Annotated in this window: 25 protein-coding genes, 1 tRNA gene and 1 pseudogene; 5 read left to right on the forward strand and 22 right to left on the reverse strand. The window is 39.6% G+C overall.

Annotated elements, in window-relative coordinates; genetic code table 11:
* Positions 1-9: 9 nt before the first annotated feature.
* From proB to uvrB, 8 genes are all read right to left on the reverse strand, one after another.
* On the reverse strand, positions 10-1,143 hold the full coding sequence (gene proB, locus HMPREF0023_RS10400) for a glutamate 5-kinase (protein WP_004639988.1): 1,134 nt from the start codon (positions 1,141-1,143) through the stop codon (positions 10-12).
* 79 nt (positions 1,144-1,222) lie between these two features.
* Complete coding sequence (gene cgtA, locus HMPREF0023_RS10405) at positions 1,223-2,443, reverse strand: Obg family GTPase CgtA (protein ID WP_008942049.1); 1,221 nt, start codon at positions 2,441-2,443, stop codon at positions 1,223-1,225.
* A gap of 115 nt (positions 2,444-2,558) precedes the next feature.
* A complete protein-coding gene (locus tag HMPREF0023_RS10410; protein WP_017396263.1) occupies positions 2,559-3,233 on the reverse strand; it encodes a hypothetical protein in 675 nt (224 codons plus the stop codon).
* 5 nt (positions 3,234-3,238) lie between these two features.
* On the reverse strand, positions 3,239-3,982 hold the full coding sequence (locus HMPREF0023_RS10415; RefSeq protein ID WP_017396262.1) for a hypothetical protein: 744 nt from the start codon (positions 3,980-3,982) through the stop codon (positions 3,239-3,241).
* A 138-nt stretch (positions 3,983-4,120) separates the two neighbouring features.
* The gene (locus HMPREF0023_RS10420; protein WP_004639993.1) at positions 4,121-5,578 is read right to left on the reverse strand and encodes a glyceraldehyde-3-phosphate dehydrogenase; all 1,458 of its coding nucleotides are present in this window, start codon (positions 5,576-5,578) and stop codon (positions 4,121-4,123) included.
* A 251-nt stretch (positions 5,579-5,829) separates the two neighbouring features.
* The gene (rarD, locus tag HMPREF0023_RS10425) at positions 5,830-6,771 is read right to left on the reverse strand and encodes an EamA family transporter RarD (protein WP_005089680.1); all 942 of its coding nucleotides are present in this window, start codon (positions 6,769-6,771) and stop codon (positions 5,830-5,832) included.
* Positions 6,772-6,872: 101 nt separating this feature from the next.
* Positions 6,873-7,457, reverse strand: coding sequence for a lipocalin family protein (locus HMPREF0023_RS10430; protein ID WP_004639997.1), 585 nt, complete (start codon positions 7,455-7,457; stop codon positions 6,873-6,875).
* Between the two features lie 120 nt (positions 7,458-7,577).
* Positions 7,578-9,611 (reverse strand): excinuclease ABC subunit UvrB, encoded by a 2,034-nt coding sequence (uvrB, locus tag HMPREF0023_RS10435; protein WP_171402623.1) that lies wholly within the window; start codon positions 9,609-9,611, stop codon positions 7,578-7,580.
* Between the two features lie 425 nt (positions 9,612-10,036).
* Here uvrB and HMPREF0023_RS10440 point away from each other — a divergent pair, with 425 nt between their 5' ends.
* The 3 genes from HMPREF0023_RS10440 (at position 10,037) to HMPREF0023_RS10450 (ending at position 13,772) form a co-directional block, all read left to right on the forward strand.
* On the forward strand, positions 10,037-11,638 hold the full coding sequence (locus HMPREF0023_RS10440; RefSeq protein WP_008942052.1) for a S8 family peptidase: 1,602 nt from the start codon (positions 10,037-10,039) through the stop codon (positions 11,636-11,638).
* A gap of 67 nt (positions 11,639-11,705) precedes the next feature.
* Complete coding sequence (locus HMPREF0023_RS10445; RefSeq protein ID WP_017396370.1) at positions 11,706-12,500, forward strand: hypothetical protein; 795 nt, start codon at positions 11,706-11,708, stop codon at positions 12,498-12,500.
* A 105-nt stretch (positions 12,501-12,605) separates the two neighbouring features.
* Positions 12,606-13,772 carry a S8 family peptidase gene (locus HMPREF0023_RS10450; protein WP_008942054.1) on the forward strand — a complete coding sequence of 389 codons (1,167 nt, stop codon included), beginning with the start codon at positions 12,606-12,608 and terminating at the stop codon, positions 13,770-13,772.
* Positions 13,773-13,827: 55 nt separating this feature from the next.
* On the opposite strand, the gene HMPREF0023_RS10455 is transcribed toward HMPREF0023_RS10450, so the two are convergent.
* Entirely contained in the window at positions 13,828-14,007 is a 180-nt protein-coding gene (locus HMPREF0023_RS10455) for a hypothetical protein (RefSeq protein ID WP_004640006.1), read from the reverse strand.
* A gap of 212 nt (positions 14,008-14,219) precedes the next feature.
* Between HMPREF0023_RS10455 and HMPREF0023_RS10460 the strand changes: the two genes are divergently transcribed.
* Positions 14,220-15,446 (forward strand): pyridoxal phosphate-dependent aminotransferase, encoded by a 1,227-nt coding sequence (locus tag HMPREF0023_RS10460; RefSeq protein ID WP_004640008.1) that lies wholly within the window; start codon positions 14,220-14,222, stop codon positions 15,444-15,446.
* Positions 15,447-15,525: 79 nt separating this feature from the next.
* On the opposite strand, the pseudogene HMPREF0023_RS10465 reads toward HMPREF0023_RS10460, so the two are convergent.
* A pseudogene (locus tag HMPREF0023_RS10465) lies at positions 15,526-15,959 on the reverse strand (GFA family protein).
* 205 nt (positions 15,960-16,164) lie between these two features.
* Entirely contained in the window at positions 16,165-16,596 is a 432-nt protein-coding gene (locus tag HMPREF0023_RS10470) for a hypothetical protein (protein ID WP_034437463.1), read from the reverse strand.
* 235 nt (positions 16,597-16,831) lie between these two features.
* Between HMPREF0023_RS10470 and HMPREF0023_RS10475 the strand changes: the two genes are divergently transcribed.
* Positions 16,832-16,907 (forward strand) — tRNA-Asn (locus tag HMPREF0023_RS10475).
* Positions 16,908-16,964: 57 nt separating this feature from the next.
* On the opposite strand, the gene HMPREF0023_RS10480 is transcribed toward HMPREF0023_RS10475, so the two are convergent.
* From HMPREF0023_RS10480 to HMPREF0023_RS10530, 11 genes are all read right to left on the reverse strand, one after another.
* The gene (locus HMPREF0023_RS10480; protein WP_008942057.1) at positions 16,965-17,645 is read right to left on the reverse strand and encodes a TonB C-terminal domain-containing protein; all 681 of its coding nucleotides are present in this window, start codon (positions 17,643-17,645) and stop codon (positions 16,965-16,967) included.
* 48 nt (positions 17,646-17,693) lie between these two features.
* The gene (locus HMPREF0023_RS10485) at positions 17,694-18,356 is read right to left on the reverse strand and encodes a tRNA-(ms[2]io[6]A)-hydroxylase (protein WP_008942058.1); all 663 of its coding nucleotides are present in this window, start codon (positions 18,354-18,356) and stop codon (positions 17,694-17,696) included.
* A gap of 4 nt (positions 18,357-18,360) precedes the next feature.
* Positions 18,361-19,089 (reverse strand): pyridoxine 5'-phosphate synthase, encoded by a 729-nt coding sequence (gene pdxJ, locus HMPREF0023_RS10490; protein ID WP_004640017.1) that lies wholly within the window; start codon positions 19,087-19,089, stop codon positions 18,361-18,363.
* 50 nt (positions 19,090-19,139) lie between these two features.
* Positions 19,140-19,847: a DNA repair protein RecO gene (gene recO, locus HMPREF0023_RS10495; protein ID WP_005084584.1), complete on the reverse strand. Its 708-nt coding sequence runs from the start codon at positions 19,845-19,847 to the stop codon at positions 19,140-19,142.
* 9 nt (positions 19,848-19,856) lie between these two features.
* Entirely contained in the window at positions 19,857-20,057 is a 201-nt protein-coding gene (locus tag HMPREF0023_RS10500) for an NF038104 family lipoprotein (RefSeq protein WP_034437465.1), read from the reverse strand.
* A gap of 15 nt (positions 20,058-20,072) precedes the next feature.
* Complete coding sequence (gene era, locus HMPREF0023_RS10505) at positions 20,073-21,098, reverse strand: GTPase Era (RefSeq protein WP_005089671.1); 1,026 nt, start codon at positions 21,096-21,098, stop codon at positions 20,073-20,075.
* A gap of 4 nt (positions 21,099-21,102) precedes the next feature.
* A complete protein-coding gene (rnc, locus tag HMPREF0023_RS10510; protein WP_004640024.1) occupies positions 21,103-21,798 on the reverse strand; it encodes a ribonuclease III in 696 nt (231 codons plus the stop codon).
* Complete coding sequence (locus HMPREF0023_RS10515) at positions 21,767-22,144, reverse strand: DUF4845 domain-containing protein (protein ID WP_004640026.1); 378 nt, start codon at positions 22,142-22,144, stop codon at positions 21,767-21,769. Before HMPREF0023_RS10515 ends, rnc begins: the two co-directional genes overlap by 32 nt.
* 27 nt (positions 22,145-22,171) lie before the next feature.
* A complete protein-coding gene (lepB, locus tag HMPREF0023_RS10520; protein WP_008942060.1) occupies positions 22,172-23,035 on the reverse strand; it encodes a signal peptidase I in 864 nt (287 codons plus the stop codon).
* A gap of 72 nt (positions 23,036-23,107) precedes the next feature.
* Complete coding sequence (gene lepA / locus HMPREF0023_RS10525) at positions 23,108-24,925, reverse strand: translation elongation factor 4 (RefSeq protein ID WP_004640031.1); 1,818 nt, start codon at positions 24,923-24,925, stop codon at positions 23,108-23,110.
* A gap of 153 nt (positions 24,926-25,078) precedes the next feature.
* A complete protein-coding gene (locus HMPREF0023_RS10530) occupies positions 25,079-25,534 on the reverse strand; it encodes an acyl-CoA thioesterase (protein WP_034437472.1) in 456 nt (151 codons plus the stop codon).
* Positions 25,535-25,575 lie beyond the last annotated feature (41 nt).

Consider the following 25,575-nt stretch of genomic DNA (forward strand, 5'->3'; position numbering starts at 1 on the left):
ATGTTTGGATCAATAAATTGCCATATGATTGCGATGAATCATTTCCAAGGAACGTGCTTCACCTAAGACCTGATGGACTTTATCTGACGACAATCCTTTAACAAGATCAGCAGAGCGTGAACTAAAATTGACACGTCCAACTGCGATACGTTGTCCTTTTTTATCCACACACTCAACCACATCACCGCGATCAAAATGCCCTTCTATCGCTTTCACGCCCACGGGTAATAAACTACGATGTTTCAGTTTAATCGCCTCTACAGCACCATCATCGATGACTAAACGTCCAGCAGTTTGAAGATGTGCTGCCAACCATTTTTGGTGTGCGGTAACACGATCATTGTCAGTGGTGAATAACGTTCCCATCATCTCACCCGACATTAAACGGGCGAGTACATTTTCACTTTCACCGCTTGCGATTAATGTTGGGCAACCAGAACGCGCAGCTAAACGCGCAGCACGAACTTTTGTCACCATACCACCACGTCCTAGCACACCGCCGCCACCAGCCATTTCAAACAAGCGATCATCAAGTGCTCGAACTGAAGAGAATAGCTTGGCATTTGGATTGTTGCGTGGATCTGAGTCAAACATGCCTTGTTGATCCGTTAAGATAATCAACAAATCAGCCTGTACTTGACCTGCAACCATTGCCGCCAAGGTATCATTATCCCCAAAACGGATTTCGTCTGTAGATACGGTATCATTTTCATTGATGACAGGAATAACACGCCAATCAATCAAGTTCTGCAATGCATCACATGAGTTGAGATAACGACGACGATCAGCAAGATCATCATGAGTCAAAAGAACCTGAGCAGTGCGGATGCCATGTTGATCTAATACACTTGACCATGTATGGATCAAGCCCATTTGACCGATCGCGGCACAAGCCTGCAAACTGGGTAGATCAGTGGGTCGACTCGCAAGTTTCATGCGTACCATCCCTTCTGCTACTGCACCAGAGGACACTAAAATAATTTCATGTCCAGCATTGTGTAGATCTGCAATTTGTTTCGCCCAATGCGAAATTGCCTGTAGATCTAAACCTTGCCCATTTGCAGTCAGTAAAGATGATCCGATTTTAACAACGATTCGTTTACACGCATTGAGCTGACGTTGCCCATCGACCACTTCTATCATTTTTTCCTCAAATTATTTTTCCTGTTGCACAGCGACGATTGCTGTACAACAGGAATTAAAAGGGAGTTTAACAGTCTAATTAATCACGAACGTAGACGCTTTCTACGCCGCCATCATCATCTTCATCGTCAAAATCATCTTCGTCATCTTCCAGGTCTGCTTCACGCTGGGCCTTACGCAATGCACGATAAGCTTCTTTTGCTGCGATGGTTTGTTCACGTGTTTCAGCTTCAAGCTGATCACGGAATGCTTTAACTTCTGCTGCGTACTCAGGATCTTCAACTTCACGCTCGCGTTGTTGCTCGATTTGATCCATGAGGTAATACACAACCTCCTTGGTTCCTTCAGACATAAGACCAGAAGTTTTAAATACTGGACCTTTCCATTGCAATTCATCAAGAATATGCTGACACCATTCTTCTCGTGACTCTTCTGGCAATTGATCTAATTTATTCAACACCAACACCACAGGAAGCTTCGCCAATGTTGGAGAGAATTTCTCTAACTCAGCCAAAATCGCTCTGGCATTGTGTGCTGGATCAGATCCGTCGATCGGCTGAACATCAACAATGTGCAAAAGAATACGTGTACGCGCCAAATGCTTAAGGAAACGAATACCAAGACCTGCACCTTCTGCAGCACCTTCAATCAATCCAGGAATATCGGCCATCACAAATGAGCGATGACGATCTGCATCAACGACACCTAAGTTTGGCACCATTGTTGTAAATGGATAATCGGCAACTTTTGGTTTTGCAGCACTCACCGCACGGATGAAAGTTGATTTACCCGCATTTGGCATACCCAGTAAGCCAACATCAGCAAGCACTTTTAACTCTAAACGTACTTCACGATATTCACCTTTGATACCATGCGTACATTTACGAGGTGCACGGTTCGTTGATGATTTAAAGTGCGTATTGCCTAAACCACCATCACCACCATTGGCGACTTTGACACGCTGACCATCTGCAACCAAGTCACCAATAATGTCACCAGACTCAGTATCAACAATCGTGGTACCTACAGGCACTTTTAAAATGACATCTTCACCGCCACGACCAGAACAGTTCGCACCCGAACCATTCTTACCACGTTCTGCACGATAGCGACGTGTATATCGGTAATCTACAAGTGTGCTGGTATCATCATCTGCTTGGATGTAAATACTTCCGCCACGCCCTCCGTCACCACCATCTGGGCCACCAAAAGGGACAAATTTTTCACGGCGAAAACTGGCTACGCCATTGCCACCGTCGCCAGCCTCTACGGTAATGACTGCTTCATCAACAAAGCGCATGTGCCAATCCTCTAAATTCTTTAAAACGGGCTATTTTGCCACATTTTAATAAAATTCTCGAATAGAAAAATCAGCAAATAGGATTTTGGCTTTAAAAAAACAGATTTTATTGGCTTTAAGGTCTTACATTTCTTAATGGCAGGTCCATTTGCATTTCTAAATTTGCTTTTGTGTCTTGCACTGAGTTAAACATGATTGCATTGAACGATGAAATCGAACTCATATTCATCTCATCATTGATATTTAAACGTGGATAGAACTGATGCTTCACCGGCAAATGAATAGACTCATTAAATGCAAAATGTACAGGTCCTTCAAACACGATTTTGACGGGAACGGTATAACTTCGTTTGAGTTCAAACGGTATGTCCAGCTTTACGGGTATATTTAGACTTAAAGGGAATTTAGGCAGTAACTTATTCTGATAAATGAGATCAGTGGTGGTCTCTATCGGCATGACTTCATCTACTTTAAGCATTGTTTGATAATCAATATCCACTGTAATCGGCGTTTCAACTTCAAAACTTAAATCTGCTAAATATTTGCCTTGCAATGGTAATTCCAGAGTACGATCAATGAGTAAATCCGTGTTTAACTCACCTTTGGATCTTACTTGTAAATGCTGCCCAACTTGGATCTGAGTGGCTAAAGATTCGGGCAAACGTATATCCGCCTGCTGTGCTGAAACCATGACCGATGCTTGAATATTCAAATAAAACCAAAACAAGATTGCGACCAATGTGGTCAAAATCACAAAACTAATAAAGGCGCTTTTGTATGTTTTAAGCATCTGACTCATTCACCTACTTTTATTTCTGTTTTATGAGGTTTCTTTTCACTCGTTGTAGAAACAACGCGATCCAGATACATACTTGATAGCGGAATCTTGAGTTCACCTTCTGCGATTTTGACAGGTAAGGTATTTTTGACATCTACAGCTGCATTCAAGTCAGAAGTGATTGGAACATTCAGCTTGCCTTGTACAGGAATATTGGCATTGAGCTGTGTCTTCAATGGAATATTTAGATTTTCTTTCAATACTGTTTTTACAGGCGCATCAAACTTTAAGTGCACTTTTTGTTGTAGCGGCACTTTGATATCAATCGGCACATCAAGCTGTAGTGGAATAGAACCTTTTAAAGGTAACGTGACGTCTCTACCAAGAATCTTTACTTGAACTTTGGTATCGATTGGGAGTTCTTGATGAACCTTTATAATTTCCTGAACAGGAATAATCGTGCTGATTGGGACCTGACTATCAAAGTAAACACGGGGAGTTAATGTTTGAGTTAAAGGCACACTAAGTTGTTCGTTAATTGGAATTTTTGCATCAACACGACCATTTACTTCAACATCCAGTGCTTCCTTCACTTTGACTCGAACCTGTAACGGTTCTTGTAAATCAATCGCAACTTTTTGATCTTTTAATGGAATGTAAATATTGAAATGCTTAAACACCCACATTGCGATATAAACGCCACACAAGTTGGCAACAACTATCAAAGTAAAAACTGCAAACAAACGTCTAAACTGCAACAATGAAGTATTCCTAACCAAATCTTTCCCTTTGTCGTTATTCTCTTCGATTTTTTTGTTTTAATCTGCATAGATTCTGTACAGTCAATAAAAAAGCCCAGTGGGAACTGGGCTTTTTTTGTATAGCTTTACTAACAAATATTATGCATTTGTTTCAGCTGGAACTTTTGTATAGCTCACACCACACATTTGCTCAGCGATACGCAATACTTGGCAGCTATAACCTACTTCATTGTCGTACCAAACATAAGCAGTTAAACGTGTACCAGAAGTAATGGTTGCTTGCGCATCAAATACGCCCGCAGTACGCGAACCAATGAAGTCACTCGATACCACTTCAGATGAGTTGGTATAGCCAATTTGACCTTGTAAGTTAGAGTTGATTGAGATTTGACGAATGTATTCGTTCACTTCTTCACGATCAACTTCTTTCTCTAAGTTCAAGTTCAAGATTGCAAGAGAAACGTTAGGTGTTGGAACACGTACAGAATTACCTGTTAACTTACCTTTAAGTGCAGGCAATGCTTTAGCAACTGCTTTCGCTGCACCAGTTTCAGTAATTACCATGTTCAGTGTTGCAGCACGACCACGGCGATCTGCTTTATGGTAGTTATCAATCAAGTTTTGGTCATTTGTGAACGAGTGAACAGTTTCCACGTGACCATTTAATACTTTGTATTTATCGTCTAAAACTTTTAATACAGGTGTAATTGCATTTGTTGTACAGCTAGCAGCAGAGATGATTTTGTCTTCATCTAAGATGTCAGTATTGTTTACACCGTAAACAACGTTTTTCATTTCACCTTTACTTGGTGCTGTTAACACTACGCGTGCAACACCTGGGCATTTCAAGTGTTGGCTTAAACCTTCAGCATCACGCCATTTACCAGTGTTGTCGATTAAAAGTGCGTTTTCAATACCGTATTCTGTATAGTCAACTTCACTTGGGCTAGATGCATAAATCACTTTAATGAAGTTACCGTTAGCAATGATTGCTTCGTTTTCTTCATCAACAGAAATTGTACCAGCAAAAGTACCGTGAATAGAGTCACGACGTAATAAAGAAGCACGTTTCGCCAAATCACCGTCAGAAGACTTGCGCACAACAATTGCTTTAAGGCTTAAACCACGACCTAAACCTGATTGGCTAATGATTAAACGAGCCAAGATACGACCAATACGACCAAACCCGTAAAGAACTACATCTTTAGACTCAACCGCAGTTGCCTTACCTTGAATCGAAGCAACAGCTTTAGCAACAAAAGCGTCTACATCACCGCCTTCATTTTTATATTCAACCGCGAGTTTACCGATATCAACTTCCGCAGAACCAATGTTTTCTACTTTCATTAACGCTTCCAAGATTGGGAAGGTATTTACAACTGAAAGCTCAACATCAAGCATACGTGTGCGGCGATGTGATTTTAAGATTTGGATTACTGAACGGTTAATTAAAGAACGTCCGTAAACAGAAACAACAATATTTTTCTCACGGTACAATTGACCAATCAAGGCAATCATACGTTCCGCGATTTCCTCACGATTTTTCCAACGACCTTGGTGTTCTGCATGTAGGGCAACGATAGTGTCTTTGCTCACAGTTACGTCCTCTAATTTAATATCTATACTGGGCGTGAAATTTTAAAACGCCATAATTGTAATGGAATTATCATCAAGATTGAATCAAAAGCTGCTAAACGAGCTAAGATTTTGTCCCAATTGACTATAAATTCATAAAATACCTATAATTATTTTTGTGATTTTGGTTAAAAATCTTTCTCTATCATCGTAATAGCCCCCCTATAAAAATGCTTGATGATCACTTTACAAATATGATTGCGATTTTTGAGTTAATCTTCCGCATTATTAAGCCGCTTGGGATAATGTTTTAGATTTAACTCAAGCTGCTGTTTTCGTCGTTTTTGCTGGACAAGATGATTAGCACCTTCAATCACGAGTACCAAGACAGCCAACCAGATAAGAATATACGTCAACCACTCTTCTTCACCAATTTTTTCACCAAGTGCAAATGAGACCAATGCCAACAAAACGGGTTCCAAATATCCCAACAAGCCAAAAAGAATTAACGGCAAATAGCGACTCGCCAAAAGATAACAACCTAGACCAATCGCACTAAACAGGCCAAGTCCCATCACGACCAAAGCTAAACTTGGTTGCTCTAGAAACTTGAAATATGGTGTATCGCCTGTTTGAGTGAAGAAAATCGCAACAGGTAGAATAATGATCATATCCCACCAAAATCCACCCAAGTTATCTGTTTTAATTTGCTTTCGAATCACAAAATATGCGGTATAACCAATCGCAACTAACGCTGTTTCCCAAGCAATACTGCCCAGTCTCCATATTTCATGCCCAACGCCCAACATAGCAAGAAATACAGCAAGCGCCTGAAACTTTGAAAGCTTTTCCCCATATAGAACACTCCCTGCCAACACTAACACTAAAGGCAAAAGGAAGTAACCTAAAGATACTTGCAATCCACGACCATGCATCGGCCCCCATAAAAATATCCATAATTGCACTGAGGTGAGCACAGAGGTAATCATCAAAAGTAATAATAAACTAGGGGCAGCAATCACTCTTTTTAAAATGGCTTTGATATGAAACAAATCGCCACTAAACCACATAAACAAAGTTAAAAATGGCAAGGTCGCAATAATACGCCAACCAAAAGTTTGTTCGCTATCAAAGGCACCAAGCAATTGAGTATAGTAATACAGAACCCCAAAAGTTACTGATGCCAAAACTGAATAAGCAATTCCTTTAAACATCATAAACCTCTAAACTGGGGAAATTTTATAAAGAACTTGATTTATCCACTATATGAAAATAAAAAAACCATGCAAGCATGGTTTGAATAAATTTAACGTCCTTAACGATGCTCTGGATAAATGATATCGCCAATATCATAACCAACCGACTTTGCATAATTTAAATATTCAAGGATAACTTCTTTATTTGGATTTGGGGTTCTTGATAGCACCCATAAATATTTTCGACGTGGCTCACCTACCAGTACCGTTTGATACTCTTCATCTAGCTTTAGAACCCAATAATCGCCACGACCTATTGGAATCCACCGTACCCCTTCGGGTAAAAAACTGACTTTTAACTTACTATTGAAAGGTGCATTCGCAACAAAGGCTTCCCCTAAACTTTGTTGTAAATTTCCATCACCGTCATAACATTTATTATCAACAATAATATTACCGTTTTCATTGACTGTATAAGTGGCGGTAATGTTATAGGCGCACTTTCGCTCAAAATAGATAGGTTTCCGAGCAACCTCATACCAAACCCCGAGATACTTATCTAATTCAACTTTTTCAACGGTTGCTAAGGGTTTAGCTTGTGCGTAGGCAATTGTGCCTGCGGCCAACCCTGTTAAAACAACGCCACCGATTGCGATTTTTGCTAGACGCCAACTGGCTTTTGGGAAATTTTTAATTAATGGCATGAGAAATCCTCAAAACAGAATTTGTTATAAGTAGTCATATAGTTAACTAATAAAACTAGTCTATTTTATAAACAAAAACTGTTGAGATATGTATCACTTTTGAGGAATTCGCTTCACTGTTTAAGATTTCAACATGTGTGCTTTTAAACGCACAATTTCATCACGTAACCTAGCGGCTTGCTCGAACTGTAGCTCTTTCGAGGCTTTCAGCATTTCCTTTTCCAATTTGCCGATATGTTTTGCAAACAACTTTGGATCAGAAAGTAGATGTTGTTCATCTGCACTGATTGATTGAGCTTGTTGTAGTGCATTTTCATCAATCTCATCATCGCTCAACACTTCACCCGTATCGATTTCTTTGATGGTTTGACGGACAGCACTTCGCGGTGTAATGCCATGTAACTCATTAAACTCAATTTGTTTGTTACGGCGTCGATCTGTTTCATCAATCGCTTTACGCATAGAGTCGGTAATACGATCTGCATATAAAATGGCTTTACCTTTTACATTACGCGCAGCACGCCCTATCGTTTGAATCAGTGAGCGTTCTGAACGTAGAAACCCTTCTTTATCTGCATCGAGAATAGCAACCAAAGAAACCTCAGGCATGTCCAAACCTTCACGCAATAAATTAATTCCTACAAGGACATCATGCACACCTGTCCGAAGTTCGTGAATGATTTTAACGCGTTCAACCGTATCAATATCAGAATGGAGATAGGCAACCTTTACACCATACTCTTTCAGATATGAAGTTAAATCTTCAGCCATGCGCTTGGTTAAGGTTGTAACCAAAACCCGCTCATGCAACTGTCTGCGGATATTAATCTCAGACAATACATCATCTACTTGGGTCAATACTGGACGTACTTCAATCTCAGGATCAATCAATCCTGTTGGACGCACCACCTGTTCCACCACCTGCTCAGATTTTTCCAGTTCATATAATGCTGGTGTTGCACTCACGAATACGGTTGTCGGAACAATACGCTCCCACTCTTCAAACTTCATCGGACGATTATCTAAAGCACTCGGCAAACGGAATCCGTAATTCACCAAATTTTCTTTACGTGAACGGTCACCTTTATACATTGCACCGATTTGTGGAACCGTCACATGCGATTCATCAATAATCAATAAGGCATCTTCTGGTACATAGTCAAATAAAGTAGGTGGCGCTTCACCTGCTGTACGACCAGAGAGGTGTCGTGAATAGTTTTCAATACCATTGGTATACCCCAACTGTTGCATCATTTCTAAATCATAGCGTGTCCGTTGTTCAATACGCTGAGCTTCAAGCAATTTATCATTGTCTTTAAAAAATTTAAGTTGATCTTTCAATTCATCTTTAATGGTATCAATGGCACGAGTTAAGTGATCTTTGGGTGTAACATAATGACTCTTAGGATATATGGTCACACGCGGAACTTTACGAACAAGCTTTCCGGTCAAAGGATCAAACCAACGAATCGAGTCAACCTCATCATCAAATAGCTCAACACGAATCGCATCCTGATCTGATTCAGCAGGGAAAATATCAATAATCTCACCACGAATACGATATGTACCACGTAAAAACTCTAATTCATTACGGGTATATTGCATTTCAACTAAGCGACGAATAATGTCATCACGGCTCACGCGATCACCTTGTACAATATGCAGAAGCATCTGCATATATGCATTTGGATCACCCAAACCATAAATCGCTGAAACGGATGCAACGATGATCGCATCACGACGTTCTAATAATGCACGTGTGGCTGAGAGTCGCATTTGATCAATATGATCATTAATTGCCGAATCTTTTTCAATGAAAGTATCTGACGAAGGGACATAAGCTTCAGGTTGATAGTAGTCGTAATAACTAACAAAATATTCAACAGCATTGTTCGGAAAAAATGCTTTGAATTCACCATAGAGCTGTGCAGCAAGTGTTTTATTGTGTGCCATCACAATCGTCGGACGTTGCGTTTTGGCAATCACGTTCGCCATGGTGTAAGTTTTACCAGACCCTGTAACCCCCAGTAGCAATTGATTACGAAAACCGTGCTCAATACCATTCACCAATTTTTCAATTGCTTGGGGTTGATCACCTGCAGGCTGATAATTGGTGACTAATTCAAATGGCTGACCAGTCTCTTGTTCTTGCATATCGTTCATCTTGCTACACTCTTATCGTTGTATGATATTGAGATTAATCTTACAGATACAACCCTAAATCTTAATGTGGCGAAAAATTGCTACAATTTTCAAGCAACCTCACACTCTCCTCGTTATAAAATTTTGCTAACGTTTTTTTAACTTTGATCAAGCCAACGTGCCACACGTCAGATTTTCAACTCGAATTAACGTTGATCACTAAAATATCAACCACATCTAATAAGTTGATCTAACAAAACAATTTCATAAAAATGAGATGCAAGACACATTTTAATTAAATTAATGTTACAAATTGCCGATTTATGCAATTTTAGATCAGCTTATGATCACAAGAATAATAAATATCACAATGCGCTTAGAAATGAGAAATTACATAAGCATGGAGGCTTATCTTGAAAACAAAATATACGATTGCTATGGCTACCACTATACTTGCTGTAATTACTTTTGCAGCAACCCATAAAGCTCCTGTCAAAATACTAAACACTGATGCCCAAACTAATGCCGTTGAATTTCATCATGAATTATTAAAACAAACTAAACTTACAGAAACTTTACAACAAATCCGCTCAACCTCTCAGCTAACTCCTTTAGCATTGCGACATTATATCGTTGTATTTAAAGACCAATCAGGACAATCCACTCAACTGTCCCAAACCATCCAAACACAGTACGGCGGTCAGACGAGATATCGTTTTGATCAAGCACTCAAAGGTATCGCGATTAGCATACCAGAGGTTGCCAGTCAGGCATTTATAAATGCCATGCTACGCCATCCATTGGTCAATTACGTTGAAGAAGATCAAGTCATTCAAATCAGTGCAATCCAAAGTAATCCTTCATGGGGACTCGATCGAATCGACCAACGATCACTTCCGTTAAATCAAAGTTATCAATATGAAGATACAGGTGCTGGGGTAAATTTATATGTTCTCGATACGGGAATTTTAGCAACCCACCAAGAGTTTACAGATCGAGTAAAAAAAGGCTTTTCAGCAATCTCAGACTTTAATGGTACTAATGATTGTAATGGGCATGGTACGTTTGTCGCGGGATTGGCTGGAGGCACAACCTATGGTGTCGCCAAGCAAATTAATCTGATCCCTATACGAGTCGTCGGTTGCTCTGGTTCAGGGTTGATGAGTAATATGATTGCAGGAATTGACTGGATATTGAAAAATGGTCAAAAACCAGCCGTTGTCAATATCTCCATGGGAGGCCCTGCATACGAACCGTTGGATACAGCAATCAATAATCTATCTACTCAAGGCTTTATCCCTATTGTTGCCGCTGGAAATTCCAATACCAATGCATGTGATCTGTCTCCTGCACGTTCGGCAAATGCCATAACTGTTGCTGCAACAGACAAAACAGATACTCGTGCCAGCTATTCGAACTATGGTGCATGCGTTGATATTTTTGCCCCAGGTAGTGGTGTTACTTCCGCTTGGAACAGAAGTAACAGTTCAGTTGGTACAGGCAATGGGACTTCAATGGCTGCACCTCATGTTGCAGGTGCTGCTGCTCTGATATTGCAGCGAACCCCAACCGCTACTACAAAAATGGTTACTGATCAAATCTTTGCGACGTCTACACCTAATGTTGTCAAAAATGTAGCAGGTAGTTCAAACCGTTTATTATTTACTGCAACTGCATCTGATAGTACGCCGTCTAACCAAACAATACAGCAATCTACCAATACTCTAGCGAGCATTAACCAACTGATCGGCGCTACGACTCGAAATTGGTTATTTGGCACATGGAAAGCAACGGTCAACATTAAAGTTGTCGATCAAAATCAGAAAGCTGTCAGTAATGCCACAATTACTGGAGGATTTAGTGTTGGCGCCTCTGCCATTAATTGTATAACCAACAGTATTGGGGAATGTCAGCTAAATAGTGGAACTCTTTCTCGAAACGTAACCAGTACAACATTTAACGTGGTAAATATAACGGGTACAAATCTAACTTATGCAGCAAATCATAATCAGGTCAGTCATATTACATTGACACCTTAAAATCACTTGACCCATATCACAAACGCCTTCAACATGAGCTGATACTTAATTACTTATGATAAAAAATATGTCTTACCAATATCATGATGAAACGATTGTCACTGAACTCCCAGAAGATACAGTATTTGTTTTTGGTAGTGATTTAGCAGGAAGACATGACAGTGGCGCTGCTCGTGTCGCTGCTCAGCACTTTGCGGCAGTAAAAGGTGTCGGTCGTGGATGGGCTGGGCAAAGCTTTGCGATTCCAACGCTGAACGAACATATGCAACAAATGCCCCTGTCACAAATAGCTCATTATGTCGATGATTTTAAGATTTATGCAAAGAATCATCCCAAAATGAAATATTTCTTAACGGCATTAGGTTGTGGTATCGCTGGATATAAAGTCTCTGAAATAGCGCCTTTATTCAAAGGCATACATTCAAATGTGATTTTCCCTGAATCATTTCGTCCATTTATCGAAGAAGATGCTGTATCAAAATTTCCAGATCTAACGGCCGAAATCGTCCATGCTTTTATCAAAGATGAAGTTATTTTTTACTTCGACCATGGATATGAATCTTTCGAAGAAGCATTATCCGAAACAAATTTATCAGCCAATGAAAAAGCAATTGCTTTGATTGTACTGAATGAAGAACTTTATCCACGTGACCGCTATGGGCGGGGTAGAGAACATGAAATTAAAGATATTTTGGGTAAGCTAAATGGGAAAATATTTAATTTTCAAAGCAATTCCGAAGGTGCCATGATTTTCGTCAGCGTGATCATTGCACTGATGGAACTGTACGATATCGACGAGCAAGACTTTATTAAATTATGGCGTGGTGATTTAACCATTCAACACCCAGTTAATCGCTGCTAAATCCACATAAACCACTGAGCAAAAGGAGATAAAACTAAAAAAACTATAAATTGATAGGATAGAAAAAATAAAAACTCAGTACAGAAAAACAGACATCGTATAAAAATGGAGATTCAAGTGAATATTCAGCAACCTTTATTTGCCTTAATTTTTACGACTTGCGCAAGCTTTACTTTTGCAGCCCCCCCATCATCCAAACATGGTCCAATCAAAGATCAATACATTGTAACCTTTAATAAGGCACAAACATCATCTAAAGACTTAGCAGCGACACTGGCCAAATCTCATGGCGGAAAAGTTTTACATACCTATGAATCTGTACTAAAAGGATTTGCAATTTCACTTCCCAGCAACGCAGGTCAAGCATTTGTGGAAGCTATGAAAAAGAATCCCAATGTACTGTCTGTTGAACCAGATACTGTAATGAGTATTCATAGTAACGTTCAGAATAATGCAGTGTGGGGATTAGATCGTACTGACCAAAAGAATCTCCCACTTGACTCCAATTATAGCTATACCCAGACAGGTGCAGGTGTTACAGCTTATATTGTAGATACAGGCATACTTACTTCTCATCAACAATTCTCAGGTCGAGTCAAATCAGGATATACTGCGATCAGTGACGGTAAAGGAACTACCGACTGCAATGGACATGGCACACATGTAGCTGGCACAGTCGGTGGAACAACTTATGGTATTGCGAAAGATGTAACCTTAGTACCAATTCGTGTTTTGGGCTGTGATGGTGCGGGTACGTCCAGCGGAGTTTTGGCTGGGTTAGATTGGGTCGTCCAGAATGGTAAAAAACCAGCAGTGGTTAATATGTCACTAAGTGGTGGCGTCAGCTCATCTTTGGATAATGCAATCGTCACACTTTATGATCAGGGCTATACCCCTGTCGTTGCTGCGGGTAATTCAAATACGGATGCGTGTAATTCCTCACCTGCTAGAGCAAGCAAAGCGATTACCGTTGCGGCAATCGACAATACCGATACGCGAGCAAACTTCTCTAACTATGGCAGTTGTGTGGACATTTTTGCGCCTGGAACACAAATTACATCGGCTTGGTACGATAGCAATACTGCAACCAAACTCTCAAATGGCACTTCTATGGCGACACCGCATGTAGCTGGTGTTGTTGCTGGAATGTTACAAAGCACCCCCACTGCATCACCGCAAACAATTACAACCAATTTGCTGAAACTAGCAACAACGAATATCGTTAAAGATCCAGCGGGTAGTCCAAATCGTTTGCTTTATAAAGCACCTTAATTGAATAACCCTTTAGAAAAAAGGATATCTTTTAAGATATCCTTTTTTCTTCTATTTAACGTTTTCCCATCGAACGACGCGTGCCACGCGGTGGCATCCAAGTTCGATCTGCATATTGCTCAGGTTTTGGACGCACCTGATTATGCGTTGCATCTTCAGAATCATCCTGAGCAGATGGCATCGGAAATGGCAATTTAACCAAAGCTTTTTTTGCCTTGGGTGATTGAGTACTCATTGAAATTCTCTCGAAATCTAAATTTCTAAACGCTATTGTAATAGATTTTTTATGATTTTTATAAAAATAAAATGTGTAAAAACAAAAGCTGTCCTCTACCCTATAATTTGGTAACTTTTTATACGATTAAGGCAAGTTTTGACCACAAAAAGTTCTATTTAAGCTAAGATAACCTGCTTTTATTTTTTAATCCCATAAGAAGGAATAATGCCGTGGACGTACGTCTCTCTGATCGTGTCAATGCCATCAAACCGTCCCCTACACTTGCAGTAACCAACAAAGCTGCTGAGCTTAAAGCTGCGGGTAAAAATGTGATTGGTTTAGGCGCAGGCGAACCAGACTTTGATACCCCTCAACACATCAAAGATGCTGCAATTGAAGCGATTAACAACGGCTTTACGAAATACACGGCTGTCGATGGCACTCCAAGCCTCAAAAAAGCAATTATTGCAAAATTGAAACGTGATAATAACTTGGACTATCAAGCAAATCAGATTTTGGTTTCTTGTGGTGGTAAACAAAGTTTCTTTAACTTAGCACTGGCTTTGCTCAACAAAGGTGATGAAGTCATCATCCCTGCGCCATTCTGGGTAAGCTATCCTGATATGGTGATTATTGCTGAAGGTACACCAGTGATTGTGAAATGTGGTGAAGAACAACGCTTCAAAATCACACCTGAACAATTAGAAGCTGCGATCACGCCAAATACACGTTTAGTGGTATTGAACAGCCCATCGAACCCTACAGGTATGATCTACACCAAAGCTGAGCTCGAAGCTTTGGCTGAAGTTCTTCGTCGTCACCCACAAGTTTTTGTCGCTTCTGATGACATGTATGAACCAATTCGCTGGGAAGATGAGTTCTACAACATTGCAACCGTTGCACCAGACTTATATGACCGTACTATCGTTTTAAATGGTGTATCTAAAGCCTATGCAATGACAGGCTGGCGTATTGGTTATGCGGCTGGTCCTGCAAAAATCATTGGCGCGATGAAAAAGATCCAGTCTCAATCAACCTCTAACCCAACGTCGATTTCACAAGTTGCAGCAGAAGCCGCATTGAATGGTCCTCAAGACGTTTTACAACCAATGATTGAAGCATTCAAACGCCGTCATGATTTAGTTGTAAATGGCTTAAATGACATCAAAGGTATTTCATGCTTACCTGCCGATGGTGCATTCTACGCGTATGCAAACATTCGCCCATTGATTCGTGCCAAAGGCTTAAAATCTTGCACAGAATTCTCTGAATGGTTACTTGAGGAAACTGGCGTTGCTGTTGTTCCAGGTGATGCATTTGGCTTAGGTGGGTTTATGCGTATCTCTTACGCAACTGCTGATGAAGTTCTAGTCGATGCTTTAGCTCGCATCAAAAAAGCAGCTGAATCTATTGATGGTGTTGATGCCGCAATTGCATCAATCAAAGCTGAAAAATAATAAGCTTAGTTAAGATGAAGAAGCTTCAAAATGAAGCTTCTTTTTTTATACTCTAACTTTAATTCATATCTCAGCTTTCCTATTCTCCAGCCTCACCGTTAAATAACGCTACCACTTCAGCCTCGGTCATTTTGTTAGTTGAATTTTGGAAAGCATAAAATTCAGGTTTATTATCAATAAAAATTTCAAGATCTAGCTTTAAATCTTGAGGTGATTCATTTAGAGAAAACACGTTGATATTGCAATAGTTCTGATCCTTGGTACGCCAAAATATATTGGTACCACACGCATTGCAGAATCCACGTTCTCCCCATTCTGATGAATTATAAACTGTAAGATGATCTTGCTTTAAAAACGCTAGACTCCCTTGTTCTACATCAACCGTCATAATCACACCACTGGTCTGTCTGCGACAGATAGAACATGAGACGTATACGTCGCAAGGACATGAACATCATGATTTTTTAATTTCACCTCAAAAGTGGTTTCACCACAAATACACCGTCCATTCATTTTAAAATTTACCTTTTATTTAAATTATTATTCATGAATAAATAGCTTAAAACACTTCATCTCTTTCGCAATGAATAATTTGTAAATATAGGTTTTTAGCTTGTCATCAGCTCAGTGCTATCACAGGGTGCTGTTAATACACTTCTAACATCGCTACGCTACATCTTAATCCAAAGATGCCGCTCATAAAAATAAACTAAGGCAATTATGCAATTGCCTTATTACACTTCACATTTTTTGGACGATCACATAAATGACTAAAAACAGCATATTGCCAAATACTTTTCACATGTACCGTAACTACTTTCTGCTCAGCAACAGACCATGCTAAGGCAGTATTTGCACCGAGGATAAGTTCCCCACCTAGTTGAAATAAATATAATGGGGATTGGTCATTCACTAAAAGTGAATTCTTTTGAGTTAACAAATTACTAGAATTTTCAATTTTCCATTTATTTCCAAACCATAGCTGTAGCAAGTCACCTAAATACAAGGTATTTTGCTTAAACGGAAAAGTATTTAAAAATGCATTTTCTACAGGTGTGTAATAACGCTCAGAATCCTGCAAAATATCGAGATAGTTTTGTTGATAAAAAGAGAAATTTGAGAAAATAGTTTGAATATTAAGAATAGTCATTTTGACCTCCGGTTTAGCCATTTTAGTGCTGGCAAGTAGGGTTAAATCCACACTGTTTAGGTCTTACCTAAACGCTCTTTCTGACTCGAATCTAACAATAGCCAAATCAAAGTTCAAGTTTTTTTTGATTTTTACCGTCAATTGTGCAAATAAAAAGCATATGGCATCAAAATGAAAGAAACATGACATTTTTAGCTTGACCGATTTCAAAAGCTGCCTATAATGGCTTTCAGATTCTCCCATAGCTCAGTCGGTAGAGCGACGGACTGTTAATCCGCAGGTCCCTGGTTCGAGCCCAGGTGGGAGAGCCAAGATTCAAAAAAGCCCATATCAATGATATGGGCTTTTTTAATACACAAAAATATAATTCACTTTGCTCGGAATGATATGGTTATCATCCTTGATTCCAACCCACCAAAAAAAGCATTTTTCTCATCATTAGTCAATTTTTTCACAAGTGTTGAATATCGCACTGCTTGCCTCGTAGACAAATCAAAACTTCTATTTCCACTACTCTGAAGAATCTGTATAGAGTCAATGGAATTATTTCTTGATATATTGAATCTCACTAAATTACTTAAATTTTCACTACCAGCAGGAACGTCCCATAAGTCCATTATTTCTTTATGCATTCTATCTTCTATTAATTTTCTTCTATCAATTTCTTTTAAAGCTGGATCACTGACTTGATCAGAATTAATAAGGAATTTGAATGGTTGCTCAACACGCACAGGATAGTATTTACCATTTATTTCATAGGGATAGAGGCTATATTTCTTAATTTCAGTCATAACCAAAGCATCTAGTTCTGCAATACCACTACTTTCCTTAATTCTTAATGCAACGACCTCCCCCTTCTCGTTTACATCTATCACAACATTTAGATCCCTATCTTTACCTTGCAGCACCGAAGGACTAAATAGAATTTGTGGTATTTTTTTCCATTTTATAACATGACGATCAACATTGATAAACTCAATATTCTTAGCATGAATAATCCCACCCCAAATACAAAATAGTACACATACTATTTTCGGAAAAAGCCTCATTTATAATTCTCAAGCAAGTTATTTTTATAGGTAAAGATTACTATCTCATTAAGATAAGATAGTAGCCTTCGCTGGTACACCACTATGAAAACGGAAAGTATCATCTGGGCTTAAAATCAAGTTCTTTTCAACTTCACGGATGTGATCAATCCGTTGTTGAATATTTTCTTCTGGATCTTTAAGTTTTGCTGTTTTTGCAACATCCAAAGCCAAAGCCAAATAATCTTCGAAATGTCGGGATTCCGATTTAAGCAAATAGCGATAATAACGCCCCAGCTCTTCATCAACCATAGGTGCAAGTGAGTAAAATCGCTCACAAGAACGCGCTTCTACAAATGCACCAATAATCATGACATCAATTAAAGCTTCAGGCTCATAAGTACGGATTTCTTTACGCAGTTCACCTGCATAACGTCCAGCACTCAAACCTTTCCACTCTTGACCACGTTTGGTCATAAATTCTAAAACTTGCTCATAATGCAGCATTTCTTCACGTACGAGCTGTGCCAACTTCACTTGTAAGTCAGTAAAAAAGCTATAACGAAACATCAAATTCATTGCTGTTCCCGCTGCTTTTTTCTCACAATTCGCATGATCCTGCATGAGAATATCTAAATTATTGATGGCTTCATCTAACCAAGCTTGAGGTGTAGTACAACCTAAAAACTTGATCACAGGTTGCATCAACTCATCATAATTCATACTACTCATTTACTTATCTCGCAGCAGCCTGAATCGCTGCTTTCATATCTTTCACAGCCTGAGCCAAACCAACAAATACGCTATCAGCAATAATTGAATGCCCAATGTTGAGTTCATGAATTTGTGGAATTGCGGCGATAGGTGCCACATTGTTCAAGTTTAATCCATGACCCGCATTGACTACTAAACCTTTAGAAGCAGCATATTCCGCACCTTTGATAATCCGTGCTAATTCAGCTTGTTGCTGCTCATCTGTTTCAGCATCTGCATATGCGCCTGTATGGATTTCTATTGTTGGCGCGCCACATGCCACCGCTGCATCAATTTGAGCAAGATCAGCATCAATGAAAAGTGACACATCACTACCAATTGCTTTCAATGCTTCTGTTGCTGCCTTAACTTTTTCAAAGTGTCCCACCACATCTAATCCACCTTCAGTGGTGACTTCTTGGCGACGCTCAGGAACGAAACATACATGTTGCGGTTGAATCTCTTGAGCAAATGCGACCATTTCGTCGGTGACAGCCAATTCAAGATTCATCCTTGTTTTTAATAATGGGCGCATACGACGAACATCGTCATCTTGAATATGGCGGCGATCTTCGCGTAAATGCAAGGTAATCCCTTCTGCACCCGCTTGCTCACAAACCAAAGCCGCTTGTACAGGGTCAGGGTAGACAGTACCTCGTGCTTGTCTTAATGTTGCAACATGATCAATGTTTACACCCAAGATTGCAGCCATATAAATATCCTATTGTTTATCAAATTAAAGCAATCAATACTTTAAATAGATTAAGTTTGTGTATTTTGAATCCAAAGTTGACGACTTTTTAGTGGTCGATCACCCAACAAAGAACTGATCATTTGGCGGTATAGTTTAGCCAATAATTGCAATTGTTCGTGAGTAAAATCTTGCCCTTGCTCATAATTTTGCATAGTCGCAATAAGCCGTCCAGACATAGATGAGCGTGAGGCTTGAGCAACAGGCATAAAACCATCATTCAATTGAAACTGATAATTTTGTTCATGCTGAATAACTTGTTGATTAGCATCAATTGAAAAATCAATGGCATAACCTAGTTCTTGCAATAACACATGTTCAAACTGTCGTAAAATTTGGCGAAGAAACAACGGTGCGTGTTCATGCGTTGCCAATAATTGAAGTTGCAAAAGAATTAACTGATATTGTTGAAAAGTTTGCGGCATCGCCTCCTCTAAAGGACAAAGACGCAACACAATTTCATTTAAATAAAAACCTGCAAAAAAAGCATCACCATGAAAAAATACGGGTTGATTCAAAATTTCCAGTTTAGTGAGATTTTTGAGCTCTGATTTTCCTGTCGCTTGCAAACGAATCGGCTGATATTGTGGTGGAGGAATTTGTCTTAAAATTCCATCCACCCGACCATATTCTTGCGTAAATAAATGCACAATATGGCTCTTTTCCCGATATCTACGATGATGAATCAAATAACCATGTAGGACTTCATTACGCATCATAAGACGATACTAATCCTTCTTTTTATGGTCCTTTTTATCCTCATCATCACCATCGGGAATGACGGCACCCACTACGGCAGCCGTGCCCTTCACAACACCTTTGGTAGTTTTATAAGCGACTTTAACAGGTACAGTGACAACTTTATGGATACAACCTTGTAGTAGAGACATACAGACTACAATTGCGAATACACGGATTGTTGTTTTCATACCTGATTTACCCAATTAAATATCGCTATAACCTAAGCTTTTAAGAGCACGTTCATCATCAGACCAACCGCCTTTAACTTTCACCCAAAGCGTAAGCATGATTTTTTGCTCAAACATTTTTTCCATGTCTGCGCGTGCATCCATCCCAATACTCTTGAGTTTGGCACCTTTATCACCAATTACAATCGCTTTTTGACCTTGACGCTCTACAAAAATCGTTGCATCAATATAGGTACAAGGTGGTTTTAGACGACCTGTTTTTTCATTGACAGTCGCTTCTTCAGTTTTAAACGACTCGATCTGCACCGTCAAATCATATGGAAGCTCTTCACCCAGCTGACGCATGATTTTCTCGCGAATAATTTCACTCGCAAGGAAGCGTTCCGAACGATCGGTAATCTGATCAAGTGAATACAATGGCGGTTGATACGGCAGATACTTTTCAATGGTGTCGCGCAAATGTTCTAAATTTGCACCACGCAAAGCTGACACAGGAACAATTTCAGCAAAGTTCATTAACTTGGCACGTTCTTGAATCAAAGGCAAAGCTTCATTTTTATTTTCAAATGTATCCAGCTTATTAATTACCAGAATCACAGGCATATCTGCATTTTTGAGCTTTTCCAAAACGAGTTCATCATTTTGAGTCCACTTCTGAGCATCCACCACAAATAAGACTAGATTTACATCTCGCAGTGCAGAGTGCGCAGCGCGATTCATCATCTTGTTAATTGCACGCACTTCTTTTTTATGCATTCCTGGGGTATCGACAAATACAGCCTGTGACTTCTCACGCGAATCAATACCAACAATTTTATGACGTGTAGTTTGTGGTTTACGCGATGTAATCGATAACTTTTGACCCAGTAAATGGTTCATTAAGGTCGATTTACCTACATTAGGACGACCTACAATCGCAACAAAACCGCTTTTAAAATCAGAAGGAATTGTTGTTCCTTGAGAACTAAAAAATTGATCAATTAAGTTATTGCCATCTTGCTGTTCAGTTACTTCAGGCTTATTGTCATTTGAATGAGACATCAGGTTATTGCTCCAATAATTTTAAAATTTCAGCCGCTGCCGTTTGTTCGGCGAAACGACGACTTGAGCCCTCGCCTTGAATTTTCGGCAATCCATCAACCAAACATTCCACTTTGAAATGTTGATTAGGTGCATCACCTTGAATATCTACAACCTCGTAAACTGGGAGAGGTTTTTTACGTGCTTGTAAATACTCTTGTAGTCGTGATTTTGGGTCTTTCAGTTGGTCCGTCGGTTCGATATGATCGAAGTAAGGCTCATACCATTTTAACACAATGCCTTGCAGCAAGTTGAGATCATTACTGTCTATATAGATCGCACCAATAATGGCTTCAACCGTGTCAGCGAGAATAGATTCACGATGATGGCCACCCGATTTTAATTCACCAGTGCTTAAAATTAATGACCGGCTCAATTGCAGGTCATTCGCTATTTTACCTAGTGCTTCCTGTCGAACCAAAGTTGCACGCATACGCGTTAAACGACCTTCGTTTTCAGTTGGATAGGTATGATATAAATAATTCGCAATGATCATCCCCAATAACGAATCGCCTAGAAATTCTAGGCGTTCATAATTGTGTTTATGACTAACAGAGCGGTGAGTTAAAGCCAATTTCAACAAATCAATTTGTTGAAATTGATAACCTATCCTTGCTTGCAGTCTTGTATCATTGAGCTTGTTTGGCAGATTTTTGGTCAAAAGTCTTCTCAAAAGTCATCACTAAACTGATATTCAGCATAAAGGGCTTTCGCACTTCATACTTTTTCACGACGATCAAATCATCTTTATATGTAGCTTGTGCGATATCCTTAAAACGAAGATCTCGTACACCATTCATATCCAAACGTTGATCCATCTGAGATGCAAACTTGGTTGGCGTCGTATTTTGAGGACTATCTTTCAATAAGCCTTCAATCTGACTGTCAATAATTTTGTCATCCCAATATGCTGGCCATATTGCAATCGCTGCTTTCACAGCAATTGCAAATAAAACCACCCCAAATAAAATTGCAATATACGAAGTCCCCTGCTGAGATTTACGCATTTTTTCTTTCCTATGTGTTTTTATTTATTAATCAATTTTACCATTTCGGCTAAAACTTGGAAGTTTTAGACCAGGTTCTTTATGCATCCATACATAAAAAGCACGACCTGTTAAATTCTGCTCAGGCACAAATCCCCAAAAACGACTATCTGCACTTTGGTCACGGTTATCACCCATCGCAAAATACTGACCTTCTGGTACAGTTACATCCCAATCACGCCCTTGTGTATTTATAAACACATCATTGGTTTTTGCAACAAATGGAATAAACGAATCCGCACCTTTGGCTTGAGCAAACTGATACGCTTCAACAAGTGTATTACGTCCATCTAAGTAGCGCACTGAATACTGATGATCACCCAAAGTTTCTTTAAAATATGAAACTGCTGGTGTCTCTAATGCGTCTTTCTCACGGCTCACCTCAGTTACAACATTAGCAACACGTTCACCGTTTACGACCAATTGACCATCTTTAAACTGAATATGATCACCAGGTAGACCAACCACACGTTTGATATAACTGATACTAGGTTGTGGTGGGTAACGGAAAACAATCACTTCACCACGTTTAGGCTCACCAACATCAATAATCTTGGTATTAACAATCGGTAAACGCACCCCATAATCAAATTTATTCACCAAAATAAAATCACCTGTCTCTAAGGTTGGTACCATCGAGTCAGAAGGGATATTAAATGGCTCATACAAGAAAGAACGTAAAACGAGCACAACCGCCAACACAGGCCAAAAATCATACGCCCATGTAATGATAAAATTTTCTTGGTTACGCCCACGATTTGCACGTTGTTTGAGTACAAACTTATCAAGCAACCACACCAAGAAAAAAATCAGTGTCGCTGGTACTAGAATCAAATTAAAATCAAAATCCACAAACCCTCACTCGCAGCCTGACTGCTCGTCTTAGGGCTAGGTTAAGCAATGCTTACCCAGCCTGATCTTTCTTTATCTATCTACTTTCAATACAGCTAAGAAGGCTTCTTGTGGAATTTCTACACTTCCCACTTGTTTCATACGCTTCTTACCTTCTTTTTGTTTCGAAAGAAGTTTCTTCTTACGAGACACATCGCCGCCATAACATTTTGCTAAAACGTTTTTACGCATCGCTTTAACAGTAGAACGAGCAATAATTTGCGCACCAATTGCCGCTTGAATCGCCACATCATACATTTGACGAGGGATCAGATCCTTCATCTTTTCGACCAAAGCAATACCACGATGACGAGCATCTTGGCGGTGACAAATCATCGCTAAGGCATCTACCTTTTCGCTATTAATTAGCACGTCTACCTTAACTAAGGCTGAACTTTCAAAACGTACAAAATTGTAATCGAGTGACGCAAAACCACGTGAGCAAGATTTCAATTTATCAAAGAAATCCATCACAACTTCAGCCATTGGGATTTCAAAAGTAACAGAAACTTGGTTCCCCAAGAATTTCATGTCTTTCTGCACACCACGACGCTCAATACATAGCGTCATCACATTACCTAAGTATTCCTGCGGTACAAGAATATGGCATTCTGCAATCGGTTCACGTAGATCTTCAACCGTTGAGCCATCTGGCATTTTTGATGGGCTATCAATGTAAATAATGTCGCCTTTTTTGGTTAAAGCTTCATAAATTACAGTAGGTGCAGAACTAATCAGATCAAGATCATACTCACGCTCTAAACGCTCTTGTACAATCTCCATGTGCAGCATACCTAAGAAGCCACAACGGAAGCCAAAGCCTAAAGCATCTGAACTTTCAGGCTCAAAGAATAATGCCGAATCGTTGATCTGTAGCTTTTGCAAAGCTTCACGGAACGGTTCAAAATCACTTGAATCAATCGGGAACAGACCTGCATAGACCTGTGGTTTTACCTTTTTAAAACCTGGTAAAGTTGCAACTTCAGGCGTAGATGCAAGCGTAATGGTATCGCCGACTGGCGCACCAAAGATATCTTTAATCCCTGCGATTACGAAGCCAACTTCACCCGCTTCAAGGATGTCAGTTTCAGTATGCTTTGGATTAAATACACCCACAGAAGTAACAGGATGAGTTTGACCAGTTGACTTGACCAACATTTTATCGCCCTTACGGATGCGACCTTGTTTGATTCGAACCAACGAAACAACACCAAGATAATTATCGAACCATGAGTCAATAATCAAAGCTTGAAGTGGCGCATCACGATCACCTTCAGGTGCTGGAATCACATCAACCAAACGCTCTAAAACGCCTTCAACACCTAAACCAGTTTTTGCGGAACAGGTTGGTGCATCAGTTGCTTCAATTCCAATAATTTCTTCAATTTCATGAATTACACGTTCAGGTTCTGCTTGTGGTAAATCAATCTTATTTAAGATCGGTAATACCTCTAAGCCTTGTTCAATAGCGGTATAGCAGTTTGCTACGGATTGAGCCTCAACACCTTGTGCAGCATCGACGACCAATAAAGCCCCTTCACATGCTGCTAAAGAACGTGATACCTCATAAGAGAAGTCAACGTGTCCTGGGGTATCAATAAAGTTCAACTGATACTCTTGACCATTTGGATGCGTATAGTACAACGTCACCGATGCAGCTTTAATGGTAATCCCACGCTCACGCTCAAGCTCCATAGAGTCTAGTACCTGAGCTTGCATCTCACGGTCTTGTAGACCACCACACATTTGAATAAAACGGTCAGCCAAAGTCGACTTTCCATGGTCAATATGAGCAATGATCGAGAAATTGCGTATATTTTTGATATCTACGGATTTTTTAGCTTGCGCCATGGGTTACCTTGAGAAAATAAATCGCCCTATACTTTTAAAAAGTTATGAGCCAAAACGGTTTAACAAAATTGTTGGGGATTATAACAGAACGACCATTCAAAGTATTCAAAATAATTATTACCAATCTAAACCATGTTGTCATGATTTTATGGTTTATATTTGCTCATATAAAACGGAAAAATCCAAAGGATTTAAATCAGTTGGAATCGGTTGATAAGCTTGGATAAAACTTGGAGACATACGTTTTGGACGGCCAGTGGCAATCTCAATGCATGCCCACTTGGTATTTCCCAAAAATAAAATGCTTTGATCTTTTTCACGATAAAATGCGTACTGCCTAAAAGAATACAGCGCATTAATATCATCTAGCCAAGTGCGTAGAATAATTTCGTCACCTGCAAGCGCAGCTTTACGATATTGAACATGATGTTCCACCGCAACCATAGCATGTTTAAGCTCCAAATATTGAGCCACACCTAAACCCAAAGTTTCAACATGTGCTGCCGCTACATCCTGCATCCATTGAACATAGATCACATTATTCACATGACCTAGAACATCAATATGTTCAGGTTGAACGCTTATTCTTAAATCAAAAATCGTACTCATTTCTTGCCATACTTGATTTACCAATCTGCTGCATACAGTAT

The sequence above is a fragment of the Acinetobacter sp. ATCC 27244 genome (assembly GCF_000156555.1).
GTDB lineage: Bacteria > Pseudomonadota > Gammaproteobacteria > Pseudomonadales > Moraxellaceae > Acinetobacter > Acinetobacter haemolyticus.